Genomic DNA, 16,001 nt, shown 5'->3' on the forward strand with positions numbered 1-16,001 from the left:
GGGGGTCCGTGTCCGGCTTTGTCTTTCTGCGGGTGCGGGCGCACCGTCTGCTGCTGGCCGCGGCCCTGCTCTCGGTGCTGCTCACCACGACCGTACTGACGACGCTCGCGGCCTTCTCCGGAGCGATCGGGGACGCGGGGCTGCGGCAGGCGCTGCGGACCCGCTCCGCGCCGGCCGCCGCGCTCCAGGTGAAGGCCCAACTGCCCACCGGGGCCAGGGAACCGGCGGACCGAGCGGTCGCCCGGGGTGCCCGGCGGGCCTTCGACAGGCTGCCGTTCACGGTGCGCACCCTGGTCCGCTCCGGGCCATACGCCCTCCCCCGCGCGCTGCGGTCGCCGGACGCGCGCACGGGTGAGCCGGATCTCACCCACCTCGCGGCCCTGGACCGCTCCCGTCTGGCCCTCACCGCCGGCCACTGGCCCGGCCCGGCCTCGTCCGGCCGGGTGCCCGTCGCCCTGCCGGAGGCCGCGGCGGCCCGGCTGGGGATCGCGCCCGGCCGGCGGTTCACCCTCGACAACCGGCTGTCCGGTCCCGCCCGTCTGGCCGTCGAGGTCACCGGCGTCTACCGCCCCAAGGACCGCGCCGACCCGTACTGGAAGCTCGACGAACTCGGCGGGCGCGGGGCGCGCACCGCCGGTTTCACCACGTACGGGCCGCTGCTCACCGATCCGGCGGCGTTCCGCGGCGGGTCCCTCGCCCAGGACACGGTGGGCTGGCTCGCCACCGCCGACTTCCGCTCGCTGACCGCGGACCGGCTGGCCCCGCTGGCCGCCGCTGCGGGTCCGGCGCCCAAGGCGCTGATGGCCGATCCGGCGTTCGCGGGCCGGGCCACCGCCACCACCGATCTGCCCGACGCGCTGGGGCAGTTGCGGCGGGCGCTGCTGGTGAACCGCTCGACGATCCTGATCGTCGCGCTGCAACTGATCCTGCTCGCGGGCTACGCACTGCTGCTGGTCGCCCGGATGCTGCGCACCGAGCGGGCGGGCGAGACGACGCTGCTGCGGGCCCGCGGCGGCTCCCGGCGGCGGATCGCGGGACTGGCCCTGGCCGAGTCGCTGCTGCTGGCCGCGCCGGCCGCGGTGGGCGCGCCGCTGCTGGCCGGACCGTTGATGCAACTGCTGTCCGGGCGGGGCGCGTTGGCCCGTATCGGGCTGCCGCTGGACACCCGGCTTACCGTGCCGGTCTGGCTGACCGGCGGCGGCGTGGCACTGGGCTGCGCCCTCGCGGTGGCAGCGCCCGCACTGCTGCGGACCGGTACCGACGGTCCGCGGCGACGGCGGGTACTGCCCGGTGCCCCGGGGTCCGCCCCGGCCCGCGCGGGGCTGCGCGCCTGGGGAAGGACCGGGGCGGACCTCGGGCTGCTGGTGATCGCCGGGGTCGCCTACTGGCAGCTCCAGCGGCAGACGGCGGGCGGCGACGGCACCGGCAGCGGGGTGCTGACCGCGGACGCCGCCGGGCAGTTGGGCATCGATCCGGTGCTGGTGGCCGCCCCGGCGCTGGCGCTGCTCGCCGGTACGGTCCTGACGCTGCGGCTGCTGCCGCTCGCCGCCCGGATCGCCGAGCGGGGCGCGGCCGGTGGCCGGGGACTGGCGGCGGCGCTGGCCGGCTGGCAGATCAGCCGCCGCCCTCTGCGGGGTGCCGGCCCGGTGCTGCTGCTGGTGCTGGCGACCGCCCTGGGCATGCTGGCGATCGGCCAGGGCACTTCCTGGGACCGTTCACAGGACGACCAGGCCGACTTCCGGGCGGGCGCGGCGGTACGCGTACTGGCGAGCCGGACACCGCCGTTGGGCCAGGGCGGCGCCTACGCGACGGCGCCCGGGGTGGCCGCGGCGCTGCCCGCCGGGCTGGCCGGTCTGGAGCTGTCGGACGGCCGGTCCTCCTCGCTGCTCGCGCTGGACGCCCGGAGGTCGGCTGGGGCGCTGCTGCTGCGCGGTGATCTGGTGGGCGGTGGCGCGGACGGCCCACGGGGCCGGGCGGCGGACGGGGTGCTGCGCGCGGTGGCGCCGGACGGAGGCCCCGCGGCGGGGGTGCAACTGCCGTCCGGCAGCGACCGGTTACGGCTGACCGCCGCACTGCGCTCGCTGCGGGCGCTGCCGCCCGCGCCCGGCCGGCAGGCCACCGGGCACGACACCGGGCCGGTCCCGGCGGCCCTCTCCGCCCTCGTCACCGACCGCCACGGCATCCCGTACACCCTGCCGCTCGGCCCGCTCCCGGCCGACGGTGCGCCACACACTCTGCACGCGGACCTCGGTGCCGCGGCCGGCGCCCCGGCGGGCCGCCCGGCCGGTCCGCTGCGGCTGACCGGCCTGCTCGTCGCCATGGACCAGTCGCCGGTCTCGCACCGCCAGCGGCTCACCGTCACCGCCGTATCGGCCGCCACCGGTCACGGTCCGTCCCGGCCCCTCACCCCGCCGACCGCGCTCGCCTGGAAGACGCGGATCACCGACGAGAGCACCTCGGTGGGCGAGCCCTCCGGGCCCCGGGCGGACCGGGCGGGGGTCCCCGACGGCGGGCTGCTGTCCCAGACGTACGACACCGGCGCCAGGCTGGACGACTGGGGAGCCGCGGTCACCACGGTGCGGATCACCGCCGCGCATGCCGCCCGCCCGCCGCTCGCCGCCGTCGCCACCGAGAAGTTCCTGCGCGACAGCGGATCGCGGACCGGCTCCCTCGTCGAGGTGCCGGTCAACGGCCGGCCGCTGAAGGTACGGATCGTCCGGGCCGTGCGGGCGCTGCCGGGTCCGGCGGACGCCCCGGCCACCGGCGGGCTGCTGGTCGACCTCGGGGCCGTCAACGAGGCGCTGTCCGACCACGGTGCGCTGCCGCTGACCGCCACCGAGTGGTGGCTGCGCCCGCGGCCCGGCGCGGCGGCCGGGGTCGTCGCGGCGCTGCGGGACCGCCCCGACACCGACCCGGGCCAGGTGCTGGTCCGCGACGAGATCGCCGGACAGCTGCACGACGATCCGCTGGGGCTCGGCCCGCAGACCGCGCTGACCGCGGCCGCCGCGGTCGCGGTGGCCCTGGCGGCGGTCGGCTTCGCGGTCGGTGCCGCCGGGTCGGTCCGCGAACGGGCCCGGGAATTCGCCGTGTTGCGGGCCCTGGGGGCGCCGCGTCCGCAGCTGGCCCGGATGATCGTCGCCGAGCAGGGTGTGCTGATCGCCCTGGCACTGGGCGTCGGTGCGGCGCTGGGGACGGCGCTGACCCGCGCGGTCGTCCCGCTGATCGTGCTGACCGAGGAGGCGGGCCGCCCGGTGCCGCCGGTTGTGGTGGAGCTGCCGCCGGGTCCGGTCGCCGTGCTGCTCGGGGCGGTCGCGGCGGTGCCGCTGCTGGTCGTCGCGGCCATCGGGCTGCGCCGCGGCGACCCGGTGCGGGCCCTGCGCGGCCAAGGGGTGCGGTGAGATGACGAGATATGTCGCAGGGCCGGTGCCGGAGGCGGGCACGAAATCACGGCCCGTCGGACAGCCGCCGGGCCCCGGTCGGCGGGGTGAGCGCCGGTGAAGGCACCGACGTGGCGGGCCCGGCCGCTTCCGGCGCGCGCGACGGCACTGGCCCTGGGCGCGCTGGTGCTGGTCACGGCGTTCCTCGCGGCCGCGTTCCCGCGAGGCGTGGCGGCGTACGAGACGCGGGGCGTGCGCCAGGCGCTCGGCTCGGTGCCGGCCGGTCAGCGGACGGTGGAGATCACCGTCTCGCGTACCGACGTGACCGGCGACCCCGCGGCCGCCTACTCCGGGGACGAGCTCGCCCGCCAGGACCGGGCGATCCGGGGCCGGTTCCACGCCCCGCTGCGGATCGACGCGGCCGAATCCCTGCACGGCATCCGCACCACCAAGCCGCTGAACGCCCAGGACACCTGGCTGCCCCGGCCCGACGGCGTCGCTCCCTCCTTCTCCCTGTACGCGGCCGCCGGGCTCGGTGTCCATGCCACGCTCGCCGAGGGCCGGCTGCCACAGGGCGCGGCCCCCGGAAAGCGCACCCTGGAGGCCGCGGTCACCGTCGCCACCGCACGGGCCCTCGGCCTGCACGTCGGCAGCACCCTGCATCTGCCGGGCCTGGCGGTACGGATCTCCGGGCTGCTCACCCCGAGCGCCCCGGACCGCGCGTACTGGGCCGTGGACCCGCTGATGGCGGCCGCCCGCCAGGACGTGGCACCGGGCCTGCCACCGCAGAGATTCTGGCGCGCCGGTCTGCTGCTGTCGCCGCAGGACGGCCCGGCGCTGCTGCGCACCGAAGGTGAGCCGGAGAAGTTCTGGCGCTACCCGGTCGACACCCGCGCGCTGACCGCCCGGGACGCCCCGCTGCTGCGGGACCGGCTGCTCTCCCTCGAACACGGCGCGGCGCTCGCCGGGTTGCGCAGCGTGGCGGGCAGCGGTGCGCTGGCCGACAGTGCGGTGGACGGTCTGCTGGACGCCTTCGCGCGGATGCGGGCGGCGGTCGCACCGGTCATCGCGGTGGCCGCGTACGGCATCGGCACCGTCGCGGGGGTGGTGCTGCTGATGACCGCCGGGCTGACCGCGGCCCGCCGGCGCGCCGAACTGGCCCTGCTGCGGGCCCGGGGCGCGTCCCTGGCCGGGCTGGCCGGGCGGCTGACGGCGGAGACCGCGGCGGTGGCGCTGCCGGCGGCCGCGGCCGGGGGTGGTCTGGCGCTGCTGCTGGTGCCCGGGGAGCGGGTGCTGCCCTCGCTGCTGGCGGCGGCCGGCACCGGGCTGCTGGGGACGCTCGCGCTGCCGTTGCGGGCGGCGGTCGCGCACCGCCGTCCGCGCACCGTGGAGCGCGCCGACGGGGCGGGCGCCCGCCCCTCCCGGCTCCGTACGGTCGCCGAACTGACCGTGCTGGTACTGGCGGTGGGCGCGGTGCTCGCACTGCGGGGCCGCAGTACGGCGACGGGTGGGGTGGACGCGCTGGTCAGCACCGCGCCGGTGCTGATCGGGGTGATCGCCGCGCTGGTCCTGATGCGCCTCAGTCCGATACCGCCGCGGCTGGCGGCCCGTCCCGCAGCCCGCACCGCCGGGCTGACCGGCTTTCTGTCGCTGGCCCGCGCGGGCCGCGCCCCGGCCACCGCCGGGCTGCCGCTGCTGGCCCTGGTGGTGGCGCTGACCACGGCGTCGTTCGGTGGCTCGGTGCTGGCCGGGGTCGCCACGGCCCGGGACCACGCGGCGCTGACCGCGGTCGGCGCCGAGGCCCGGATCTCGGCCGACAAGCCGCTCCCCGAAGCACTGCGGCGGGCGGCCGGCCAGGTCCCGGGCGTCGAGGACGCGGTTCCGCTGCGTATCGACGTCCAGGCCGCCGACGACAACGGGCCGCCTCTCTACCTGGTCATCGCCGACGCCAAGGCGTACGCCCGGCTCGCACGGGCCACCGGCCTCGGCGCGTTCGCCGCGCAGGACCTGGCCGACCCCGGCGGCGACCGCCCGCTGCCCGCAGTCGTCTCCCCCCGTTTCCTGACCCGCTTCGGGCGCGCTCCCATGGCCCTCCAGCCGGAGTTGGGCCAGCTCGTCATCCGTCCGAAGACCGTACGCGCCGACACCCCCGCGCAGCCCGGCGGCGACTTCGTCGTCGTCGACGCCGCGAGCGTCGCCCGCCGCCACCCGGACACCTACCGCGACCCCGCCACCGGCCCCTCCGTCCTCCTGCTGTCCGGCCGCTCCCTGCACACCGGTGCGCTGCGCACCGCCGTGCGGGCCCACACCCCGGGATCGCTGTCGGTCCGGCTGGCGCTGCGCTCCGCCGTACGCGCCGAGTTCGCCGACTCCCCCCTCCAGCAGGGCGCGGTACGCCTCTACACCGCCGCGGTCGCGGCCGGCACCGGCTTCGCCCTGCTCGCCCTGCTGCTGTCCCTCCTCCAAACCGCCCCACAACGCAGCCAACTCCTCGCCAGGCTGCGCACGATGGGGCTGACCCGGGCCCAGGGGCGGCGGCTGCTGGTCCTGGAGGCGCTACCGCCGGCGCTGCTCGCTGCCGTCGGGGGCGCACTGGCCGGCGCCGCCACGATCCGGCTGCTGGGCCCCGGTACGGACCTCACCGCGCTCGCCCTCCCCGGCACCTCGGGCGGCGGCACGGCGGACACCATACGACTGCACACCGATCCCGCGTCCCTGCTGCTGCCGTCGGCGGGCGTGGTGGCCCTGGCCCTGGCGGTGGCCCTGGTCCAGGCCTGGCTGAGCGGACGGCGGCGCGAGAGCACCGAGTTGAGAGCGGGGGACACCCGATGACCACACGGCCCGACGACACCTCACCGGACGCGCCCGCACCCGCGGCGGACCCGGCGTCCCCGCCCCGGTCCGCCGCGCCCACCAGCCTGGCCGAGCTGGAGCGGCGCGCGGCCTCCCGCCGCGGGCAGCCCGCCTACGGGCACGATGCGCTGATCGCCTGCGACCGGCTGGTGCGGGTCTTCACCACCGACGGGGTGGAGGTGCAGGCCCTCCAGGGGCTCGATCTGCTGGTCGCGGAGGGCGAGTTGATGGCGCTGGTCGGCGCCTCCGGCAGCGGCAAGTCCACCCTGATGAACATCCTGGCCGGCTTGGACGTGCCCACCGCGGGCGCCGCCACCGTCGCCGGCCGCGATCTGCTGACGATGGACGCCAGGGCCCGGCTCGGGTACCGCCGCGAGGTGGTCGGTTTTGTCTGGCAGCAGACCGCCCGCAATCTGCTGCCGTATCTGACGGCCCTCCAGAACGTGATGCTGCCGATGCAGTTGCGGGGAGGCCGGCGACGGGCGGCCCGGACGAAGGCGGCCGAGGAACTGCTGTCGATGCTCTCGCTCCACCACTGCCGGGACCGCCGTCCACACCAGCTCTCCGGCGGCGAACAGCAGCGCACCGCCATCGCGGTGGCCCTGGCCAACACCCCGTCCGTCCTGCTGGCCGACGAGCCGACCGGCGAACTGGACTCACACACCGCCGAACAGGTCTTCACGGCCTTCCGCACCGCCAACGAGGAGCTGGGCACCACCATCGTGATCGTCACCCATGACCAGACGGTGGCGAGCGAGGTACGGCGCACGGTCGCGATCCGCGACGGCCGCACATCCTCGGAGGTCCTGCGCCGCACCGAACGGGACGCCACCACCGGCCAGGAGTCCCTGGTGTCCCGCGAATACGCCATGCTCGACCGAGCGGGCCGACTCCAGCTGCCCACCGAGTACACCACCAGCCTGGGCATGGCCCACCGCGTCCTGCTGGAGCTGGAGAGCGATCACATCGGGGTGTGGCCGGACCACACGGCGGATGGGGCGGCCCGGGGGCGGGGTGAGGGCGGGGACGGGGACGAGAGCGGGGGCTAGCGCGCCGGCGAAGGGGCGTGGGCCCCGGAACCGCCGCCCAACCGACCGGCTACCTCCCGACCGACTGCCTCCCCCGCAGCCGCCCGCCCGTCAGAGCGGCGTGACCGTGAGGCCCGACAGCCCGGTCAGCCCCGCCGGGCCGCCGGTGCGTACGGCGATCGACCCGTACGGGGTGCTCAGCCGCAGCCAGCCGCCCGTGGACAGCAGGCTCAGCGGCCGCTGCGCGGGCTGCGCGGATGCGGTGCCGCTGCCCGCCAGCGCCCCGGCCCGTACCGGCCGCAGAAAGCCCAGCGACTGTGCGGCATGGGCGGCGCGCAGCGGGAGATGGGTGTCGCCGAGAGTGCGCGACCAGATCTCCCGGCCGATGCGGTCCCGCTCGGTGCGGGTGCGGTGCTGCGGCGGCAACGCCTCGTCACGGGCGCGGAATTCGGCGACCGCGGCGGCCACCGCACGCATCAGCGCCTCGGGCGCGGGCAGCCCCGGTACCCGCTGCCAGCCGCCGCGTGGCGGCAGCAGCCCGGTCCACGGCGGACCGGTGACGGCGGCGGGCACGGTCAGCACACCCGCCGACCCGTCCACGCCTTCGAGGAGTTCACCGGCCGAGACCGTCCGGTCCAGGGTGGTGTCGTCGGCGAGCCGGGCGGTGCGGATGGCCAGCACCTCGAAGGACGGCGGGCGGCCGAAGACGGCGAGCACCCCGCCGCCGGCCTGGAGCCGTACCGCGGCGGCGCGGTCGTAGTGGATCAGGCGGGCGAGGAAGGCGGCGAGATCCGCCGCCTCCCCCGCATCGGCCAGGTGCAGCGCCGTCATACCGCGGCGGATCCCCCTTGATGCGCGGCGTCGTCCAGATACTCCTTGAGGATCGCCTTCTCCTCCGCGCTGAGGCGGCGGGGACGCTCCTCGGTGAAGTCGAACGGGACGACGACGGTCGAGGCCCGCAGGTAGAGGGTGTCCTCGTCCTTGACCTCGTAGCCGACCGTCATCGACGCGGCGCTGATCTTCGTCACCCACAACTCGACGGTCACCGGGGCGTGCCGGTGGACCAGCGGCCGCACATAGTCGATCTCGTGCCGGGCGACGACCGAGCCGCCCGTGAACGACGGGCTGCCGTCCCCCGGCGCCAGCCGGCGCATGAAGTCGATCCGCGCCTCTTCGAGGTAGCGGACGAACACCGCGTTGTTGACATGGCCGAACGCGTCCATGTCCGACCAGCGCAGGGGGCAGGAGTAGAGGTGTCGCACGCCGGTCAGCCCCGGGTCAGCTTCTTGTACGTGGCGCGGTGCGGGCGGGCCGCGTCCGCACCGAGGCGCTCGACCTTGTTCTTCTCGTACGACTCGAAGTTGCCCTCGAACCAGAACCACCGGGAGTCGCCCTCGTACGCCAGGATGTGCGTGGCGACGCGGTCGAGGAACCAGCGGTCGTGGGAGACGACCACGGCGCAGCCCGGGAACTCCAGGAGCGCGTTCTCCAGCGACGACAGGGTCTCGACGTCGAGGTCGTTGGTCGGCTCGTCGAGGAGCAGGAGGTTGCCGCCCTGCTTGAGGGTGAGCGCCAGGTTGAGGCGGTTGCGCTCACCACCGGAGAGCACCCCGGCCGGCTTCTGCTGGTCCGGGCCCTTGAAGCCGAACGCGGAGACATACGCCCGCGAGGGCATCTCGACCTGGCCGACGTTGATGTAGTCCAGCTCGTCGGAGACCACGGCCCACAGGGTCTTCTTGGGGTCGATGTTCTCGCGGCTCTGGTCGACGTAGGAGATCTTGACGGTCTCGCCGACCTTGATGTCGCCGGAGTCCGGGGTCTCCAGACCCTGGAGCATCTTGAACAGCGTGGTCTTGCCGGCGCCGTTCGGGCCGATGATGCCGACGATGCCGTTGCGCGGCAGGGTGAAGCTCAGGTCCTCGATCAGGACCTTCTCACCGAAGGCCTTGTTGAGCTTGTCGACCTCGACGACGACATTGCCCAGTCGCGGGCCCGGCGGGATCTGGATCTCCTCGAAGTCCAGCTTCCGCATCTTGTCCGCCTCGGCGGCCATTTCCTCGTAACGGGCAAGTCGCGACTTGGACTTGGCCTGCCGCCCCTTGGCGTTGGAGCGGACCCACTCCAGCTCTTCCTTGAGGCGCTTGGCGCGCTTGGCGTCCTTCTGGCCCTCGACCTTGAGGCGGGTCTGCTTGGTCTCCAGGTACTTGGAGTAGTTGCCCTCGTAGCCGTGCAGGCGGCCGCGGTCGACCTCACAGATCCACTGGGCGACGTGGTCGAGGAAGTACCGGTCGTGGGTGACGGCGACGACGGTGCCGGGGTACTTCGCGAGGTGCTGCTCCAGCCACTGCACGGACTCGGCGTCCAGGTGGTTGGTGGGCTCGTCGAGGAGCAGCAGGTCAGGGGCCTCCAGCAGCAGCTTGCACAGCGCGACGCGGCGGCGCTCACCACCGGAGAGGTTGGTGACCGGCCAGTCGCCGGGCGGGCAGCCGAGGGCGTCCATGGCCTGTTCGAGCTGGGTGTCCAGGTCCCACGCGTTGGCGTGGTCGAGGTCCTCCTGGAGCTTGCCCATCTCCTCCATGAGCTCGTCGGAGTAGTCGGTGGCCATCAGCTCGGCGACCTCGTTGAAGCGGTGGAGCTTGCCCATGACCTCGGCGGCGCCGTCCTGGACGTTCTGGAGCACCGTCTTGGCCTCGTCCAGCGGCGGCTCCTGAAGGAGCATGCCGACGGTGTAGCCCGGGGAGAGGAACGCGTCACCGTTCGACGGCTGCTCAAGACCGGCCATGATCTTCAGCACCGTGGACTTACCGGCGCCGTTGGGACCCACGACACCGATCTTTGCGCCCGGCAGGAAGCTCAGCGTCACGTCATCGAGGATGACCTTGTCGCCGTGCGCCTTGCGCGCCTTGCGCATCGTGTAGATGTACTCAGCCAAGAGAAACCGTCCGGCAGATTGGATCGATAAGGGTCTGTGCGGCACCGCCCCGGGGCCATCGTGCACGGCAACCGTGGGAGGGCAGATACACCCCATCTTGCCGTACGCCTGCGCTCAGGCGGAAACGAGTAGGTCAGAGCGCCCCTGCTCAGCCCCGACCTGCCACGCCTCTGTGTCCACTTGATCGCCGTCTGTCAGCGTTGATCACCCGGGGGCGGACTTCGGCCGTGCGCGTTTGCGTGCCGACGCGCCCTGCCCGGTGTGCGTAGCCCGGCCGGCCGACTGGCGGGCTGTCCGCGATGCGTCTACCTGGACCGTCGCACGTCGGCCCTGCCCTGCCCTGCCCTGCCCGCTGTATGTCGGCTGCTGGACAGCGGGGGCCGGGGCGGGGTGGACGCCGGCGGCACCGCGCGAACGCCGACGGCCCCGGAGCGCTGCTGCGCTCCGGGGCCGTCGGGGGCTCACCCTCGGGTCACCGAGTGGTTACCGGCGCGGCCGGACGCCGGGGGTCACGGCCGCCGGGTGTTACTGGGCGGGGGTGCCGGTCTTCTTCTTACGGAGGAAGAACACCGCCGCGCCGCCGACCACCACGAGGACGACCGCGATGCCCGCGATCATCGGGGTCGCGTTGCTGGAACCGGTCTCGGCGAGGTCGCCGCCCTTGTCCCCACCGGTGCTGCCACCGACCGAGGCCGGGCTGGGCTGGCTGGAGGGCTTGCCGCCGCCGCTGCCGGCGGTCTTGCAGTCCAGGACCCCGGAGAACGACTTCTTGAAGCCGCCCTCACCCTTGATCGTGATGTTGTACGGCTGGTCCTCGGCCACCGGCACGGTCACGGTCTGCGACTTGCCCGGCGCGATCTCGTAGTCCTTGCCGGAGAGCTGGAAGCGGAACGCCTCATCGCCCTTGTTGCTCGCCGTGACGTCCACGCCACCCTTGGCGCAGTTCTTCTCCGCGGTGATCGCCGGGATGGCGCCCTGCTTCTTCCACGAGAACGTGGCGGCCGCGGAGACCGTGGACTCGCTGGAGCCGGCCAGGATCTGGGTCTGGCTCTTGGCGTGCTCGCCGATGCCGGTGAAGGCACGGCCGACCGGGACCTTGGTGGCGGCCTGCGCGGTCAGCGAGCTGCTGCCGTCCGCGGCGCCCGCGGGCACGTCGAAGAACAGCTGGGTGCCGTCGGTCGCGCTGGTGACCGGCTTGCCGTCCTTGCCGACGACCTTGGCACCGGCAGGCACACCGGCGGCCGGGGAGATCGTGACGCTGTCGGCGTTGGTGTGCACGGTGACCGGACCGAGCTTGCTGCCGGACTTGCCGGAGACGGCCGGCGGGTCGAGCGTCAGCGAGGCCTTGGGCTCGCCGACGTTCTGCGCGCTCTTCTCGAGGTAGTCGGCGAGCTTCTCGGCCGCCGGGTCGACCGCGTCCACCTTGGCGTGGTCGGAGAAGCGCCAGATCGCGACCTGGGTGCCGGCCGCGGCGGTCTTCTCGGTGAGGTTCCCGGCGCCGGCCTTGGCGGCGAGCGCGGCCAGGTCGTTCACCTGCGGGTAGGAGTTCTGAAGGATCCAGCGGATCTTGCCCGCGTCCCCGTTGTTGTGCAGCGACGAGGCGCTCCAGGGCACTTCCTGGTACTTCGCCTGCTGCTGCGTCGGGTTGTGGATGTCGATGCAGTACGTCTGGAGCGTGCCGCCGTTGTCGACCGCCATCTCGAAGAGGCCGGCGCCGACGCGCTGGTCCCCTCCGTCGTTGTGCACGACCGCCTGGTCGAAGGTCTTCAGACCGCCGAGCGTGGCGGTGGCACCCCCGTGGGCGGGGGTCGTCTCGTCCGCCGCGGCAGGCCCCGCGGTGGCTATCGCACCCGCCGCGACCAGGCCGGAGGCCACGACCGCGGCGGCAAGGCGGGCTGCGCCCCGCCTCTTTATCGAAAGCATGAAATTCCCCTCTGGGCGAGGCGGTCGAGTGGGAGAGGTTGCCTCGCCGGAAAGATCCCAAAGAACTCAACAGCCGAACACGTCAGCCCCCGTGAGTACTTGTCGGATCTTATGGAGCAGGTGCATCAGGGTCCCCAGTAATGGCATCCCATAAGCGATCCGAATCGCAATCGTTACCGATCACGAGCACCTTGACCTGGCATTATCGACAAATCACCAGAACTTTTCAGGGCACAGTCACCTTCCCAGGCGAATGGGTCACGGAGGAAGGCGCTGCGGCGGAGTCCCCCGATTCCCCGGCGCCGGCCGCAATCCCGCTGGTCGTAGGCGTTTTGGCGGTCGTGGAGCCCTTGGCGGCCCTCTGCTCCTTGAGAACTCGCCGACCTCCGGCGCCTGTCCGAGGTCTGGAACCCGGCCGTGCTTCACCGACTGCCCGCACCGTGGCGTCCGTTGGCGGGTGGGCGTCCGTTGGAGAGTTGGTTGGAGAGCTGGTTGCTGTTGGAGAGTTGGCCGCCGTTGGAGTGTCGGTTGTCGTGGGAGAGCCAGCTGCTGTCGGTGCTTTGGGGGTTGTCCGGGTACCGGCTTCGGCTTCCGGCAAGGGGCCTTCCCATAAATCTTGTTGTGCCGGCGAGGCGGGGTGCTGCGATCGCGAACGTTGCGGGGAGGGAGAGGGGGAGGGGGACAGTGACACGGACTCCGGTGGGGGCGATTGCGATGGATGCGGTTTCGGTGGCGAGGGCGAGTCCGGTGCCGGGGGCGAATGCGGTGCCGGGGCCAACTGCCCTGGCTGGGAGGGTTCCGGTGCTGTGGAAGGTCCCGGTGCCGGGGAGGGACCCAGTGCCGGGGAGGGGCCCAGTGCCGGGGAGGGGCCCGGTGCCGGGGAGGGTTGCTGAGTCGGGGCCGAGGGGCCGTCCGCTGCCGTACGTACCGCCCGGAGGACCCTTCGGAATGCGGCGGTGCCCCGCGCGAGATCGTGGCCGATCGCCACGGCGTCGACCTCCGCCGAGAACCAGCGCTGCCCGCCCTTCTCGGGCGGCTGCTCCCCCTCCCGCAGCCGTAACCGTCCCTGGACGATGAGTGGTTCACCCACCGCCACCGACGCCGCCACATTGTCGGCGAGCCCACGCCACGACCGGACCGTATAGAAACTCGTCTCGCCGTCGGTCCAGCGTTCCTGTGCCTTGTCCCACCGGCGGGATGTCGCCGCCAGCCGGAACCTCGCCACCGTCACACCCGCCGCCGTCTGGCGATGCTCCACCGCCGTCGCGGCATTCCCCACCAGCGTCACCATCGTGTCGTTCACCCGCTACGCCTCCCCCGTGTCCGGCGGTCGCTCTTGTCGCGTACCGCTCGCGCTGCGTTGACCTCATGCTGCACGGATTCGGCAAGCGCCGCGGCGGCGTGTGGACGGGTGGCCGACTGTGGACAACTCGGCCACCCGGAAGGGGGCGAGAAGGGGGCCGACGGCGGGGTGTTCACAGCCCGGGGTCACCATCTGCCCTCCCCCCCGGGTCTGCCAGCAGTCATCAGCCCTCTCCGTGCTCCCCAGCCGCCATCGGCCCCCAGCCGCCATCGGTCCCCGGTCGTTATCCGCCCCGATCGCCCTCGGTCCGGTCGCTGCCGGCCCCAGTCACTGCCGCCCGGCCGCCTCGGCGGTCCCATCCACCCCGTCGGCCGCCAACTCCCTCCCCCGCCCGACCGTTACGCCGCGCCCTGCTGCTCAGCCCCTCCCGCCGTCACACACCCGAGGCCACCGCGTACTGCTCCCGCACCTCGCGATAGCGCAGCAGCTCGGCAGCCACCGGCTCCAGCACCCGCGCCCGCCCGCACGCCGCCGCCGTACTCCGCAGCCGCCGCTCGGCGTCCTGCCCGTAACGCCGGGCCGGTCCGCGCGCCACCACCCGGCACATCCACGCCAGCGCCGGCCCGCCCACCGACCCGAGAACCGCGGGCAGCAGCCCGGAGATCCAGGCCGTCGCATCGCCCACGCCCGTCATCGCACCCAGCAGCCACAGCACGCCGACGACTTGGAGGACGGACAACATCCCCTGCAACGAGGCGGCAACCGTCCACCACCGCGGCTTCACGGCCGGCCCGCCCCGTAGGGCCTCTTCGGCATCCGCCGCCACCTTGTCCAGCGCCTCCGGCAGCCCGTAGGCACCGCGGTCCGCCGCCTCCCGCACCGCATGGGCCCAGGGCGCCGGCAACCCGTGCGCCGCCTCGCCGGCCACCGTGCGGACGGCGTGTTCCACCACCGGCCGGGCAGCCGCCCGGCCGTCCACCGCCGACGCACCCACCTCACCGGCCCCGGCCCCGCCGTCCCCCGGATGCCCGGCCGCCCACGGCCGCTCCACCAGGCCCTGCCGCCTGCCGCGCCGCCCGGAAGCCGTCAGACCCTCGGGGCCCTCACCGTTCCGCCCGGTACGGGCCCGGCCCGTGCCCGTCCGCCCCGCTTCGCCGTGCCCCGCGCAGACCTGCCCCATGGAGGCCCGCCCGCCCCGGCTCCACCTCGCTCCCGCCCGCCCTCTACGGCCCCGCGCCGCACCGATCCGCCCCTCGTCGGTCCGTCCGGCGCCCGTCTGCCCGGCGCCCGTCTGCCCGGCACCTGCACGCCCTGCACCCCGGCGAACCCCCGCTCCCGTCGTTCCCGGTCCCGCCGCCCCCGCTCCCGTCATCCACCCCTCATTCGCCCCCGCCCCGAAGCCACCGGCCCCCCTCCGACTCCCCCGCCACCGCCACCGCCGCATCCGCGACCACGGAGACCCGCAGGCCCGCTCCGCGTACCGCAGCCAATCGCGCTCCGCCGCCCGCCCGGTGGCCACCGCCCCCACCGCTTCCGCCAAACGGTCGTCGAACTCCGCGCGGGCCCGTTCGGTCAGCCCGACCCCGTGCTGCGCCACGTACGCCGACCGCAACCGCTCGGTCGCCGCGTCCACATCCGCCGCCAGCCGCCGGTCCGCCGCGCCCCGTTCCGCGACGAACTGGCCCAGTGCCTCCCGCAGTTCCCCCACGCCCCGGCCGGTCGCGGCGGACAGCGCGAGCACCGCCGCCCCGGGCTCCCCGTGCTCGCCGAGCGCCAGCCCGTCCTCGTCCAGCAGCCGGCGCAGATCGTCCACCACCTGGTCGGCGGCGTCCCCGGGCAGCCGGTCCACCTGGTTGAGAACGACGAACATGACCTCGGCGTAGCCCGCCAACGGCCGCAGATACCGCTCGTGCAGCACCGCGTCCGCGTACTTCTCCGGGTCCACCACCCAGATCACCGCGTCCACCAGCTCCAGCATCCGGTCCACCTGGGCGCGGTGCTCAGTGGCCGAGGAGTCGTGGTCGGGCAGATCGATCAGGATGAGTCCGCGCAGCTCGGAGCTGCCGTCCGCCGGGACGTGCCGGCGGTGGGCGGGCACGCCGAGCCGGTGCAGCAGCCCGTCCGCGCCCGGCCGGCTGCCCGGCCAGACGCAGGCCACCGGATCCGCGGTCGTCGGCCGCCGCGGCCCGACCTGTGAACGGTTCGCCCCCGCCAGCGCGTTGAACAGCGAGGACTTACCGCTGCCGGTCGCCCCCGCGATGGCGACGACGGTGTGCTCACCGGACAGCCGGTACCGCTCGTCCGCCGTCTCCAGCACCCGGCCCGCCCCCTCCAGCGTCCGCCCGTCCAACCGGGTCCGGGACAGCGCGATCAACTCCCGCAACGCATCCAGCCGCCCGCGCAGCCCGCCCCCCGCGGCCCGCCGCCCCCCATCCGCGACCCACCGGTACGCGCCTCCGACACCGCTCTCCATCTCGGCGGGCAAGCGCGGCTGAACCATGGCCTCCATACGCGGGTCGGCACGGAACGCGCCACGTGCTCCCTCGCCACGCGCCCTCTCCATACGGGATCCCGCGCCATGCGCT

The 16,001-nt window shown here is 74.4% G+C and carries 9 protein-coding genes; 3 read left to right on the forward strand and 6 right to left on the reverse strand.

The genetic code is table 11. The annotated features are described in order from the left end of the window. The first annotated feature begins 8 nt into the window (after positions 1-8). The 3 genes from TU31_RS16050 to TU31_RS16060 all read left to right on the forward strand — a co-directional run bounded on the left by TU31_RS16050 (position 9) and on the right by TU31_RS16060 (position 7,279). Positions 9-3,398, forward strand: coding sequence for an FtsX-like permease family protein (locus TU31_RS16050; RefSeq protein WP_042154862.1), 3,390 nt, complete (start codon positions 9-11; stop codon positions 3,396-3,398). Positions 3,399-3,494: 96 nt separating this feature from the next. Next, the gene (locus TU31_RS16055) at positions 3,495-6,209 is read left to right on the forward strand and encodes an FtsX-like permease family protein (protein ID WP_042154863.1); all 2,715 of its coding nucleotides are present in this window, start codon (positions 3,495-3,497) and stop codon (positions 6,207-6,209) included. Next, positions 6,206-7,279, forward strand: a complete 1,074-nt coding sequence (locus TU31_RS16060) for an ABC transporter ATP-binding protein (protein ID WP_245698559.1) — start codon at positions 6,206-6,208, stop codon at positions 7,277-7,279. The genes TU31_RS16055 and TU31_RS16060 overlap by 4 nt, the downstream gene beginning before the upstream one ends. 90 nt (positions 7,280-7,369) lie before the next feature. Here the strand turns inward: TU31_RS16060 and TU31_RS16065 are convergent, their stop codons facing one another. From TU31_RS16065 to TU31_RS16085, 6 genes are all read right to left on the reverse strand, one after another. Further along, positions 7,370-8,089, reverse strand: coding sequence for a DUF8010 domain-containing protein (locus tag TU31_RS16065; RefSeq protein WP_042154865.1), 720 nt, complete (start codon positions 8,087-8,089; stop codon positions 7,370-7,372). Then, entirely contained in the window at positions 8,086-8,520 is a 435-nt protein-coding gene (locus tag TU31_RS16070; RefSeq protein ID WP_078885802.1) for an acyl-CoA thioesterase, read from the reverse strand. Before TU31_RS16070 ends, TU31_RS16065 begins: the two co-directional genes overlap by 4 nt. Before the next feature lie 5 nt (positions 8,521-8,525). Beyond that, a complete protein-coding gene (ettA, locus tag TU31_RS16075; protein WP_042154866.1) occupies positions 8,526-10,190 on the reverse strand; it encodes an energy-dependent translational throttle protein EttA in 1,665 nt (554 codons plus the stop codon). 525 nt (positions 10,191-10,715) lie between these two features. After that, a complete protein-coding gene (locus TU31_RS16080; protein WP_078885803.1) occupies positions 10,716-12,113 on the reverse strand; it encodes a Cys-Gln thioester bond-forming surface protein in 1,398 nt (465 codons plus the stop codon). Positions 12,114-12,339: 226 nt separating this feature from the next. Further along, positions 12,340-13,404: a single-stranded DNA-binding protein gene (locus tag TU31_RS39750; RefSeq protein ID WP_245698579.1), complete on the reverse strand. Its 1,065-nt coding sequence runs from the start codon at positions 13,402-13,404 to the stop codon at positions 12,340-12,342. A 445-nt stretch (positions 13,405-13,849) separates the two neighbouring features. After that, positions 13,850-15,925 (reverse strand): YfjP family GTPase, encoded by a 2,076-nt coding sequence (locus tag TU31_RS16085; RefSeq protein ID WP_042155519.1) that lies wholly within the window; start codon positions 15,923-15,925, stop codon positions 13,850-13,852. Between the last annotated feature and the right edge of the window lie 76 nt (positions 15,926-16,001).

The sequence above is a fragment of the Streptomyces lydicamycinicus genome (genome assembly GCF_000829715.2).
Taxonomy (GTDB): Bacteria; Actinomycetota; Actinomycetes; order Streptomycetales; family Streptomycetaceae; genus Streptomyces; species Streptomyces lydicamycinicus.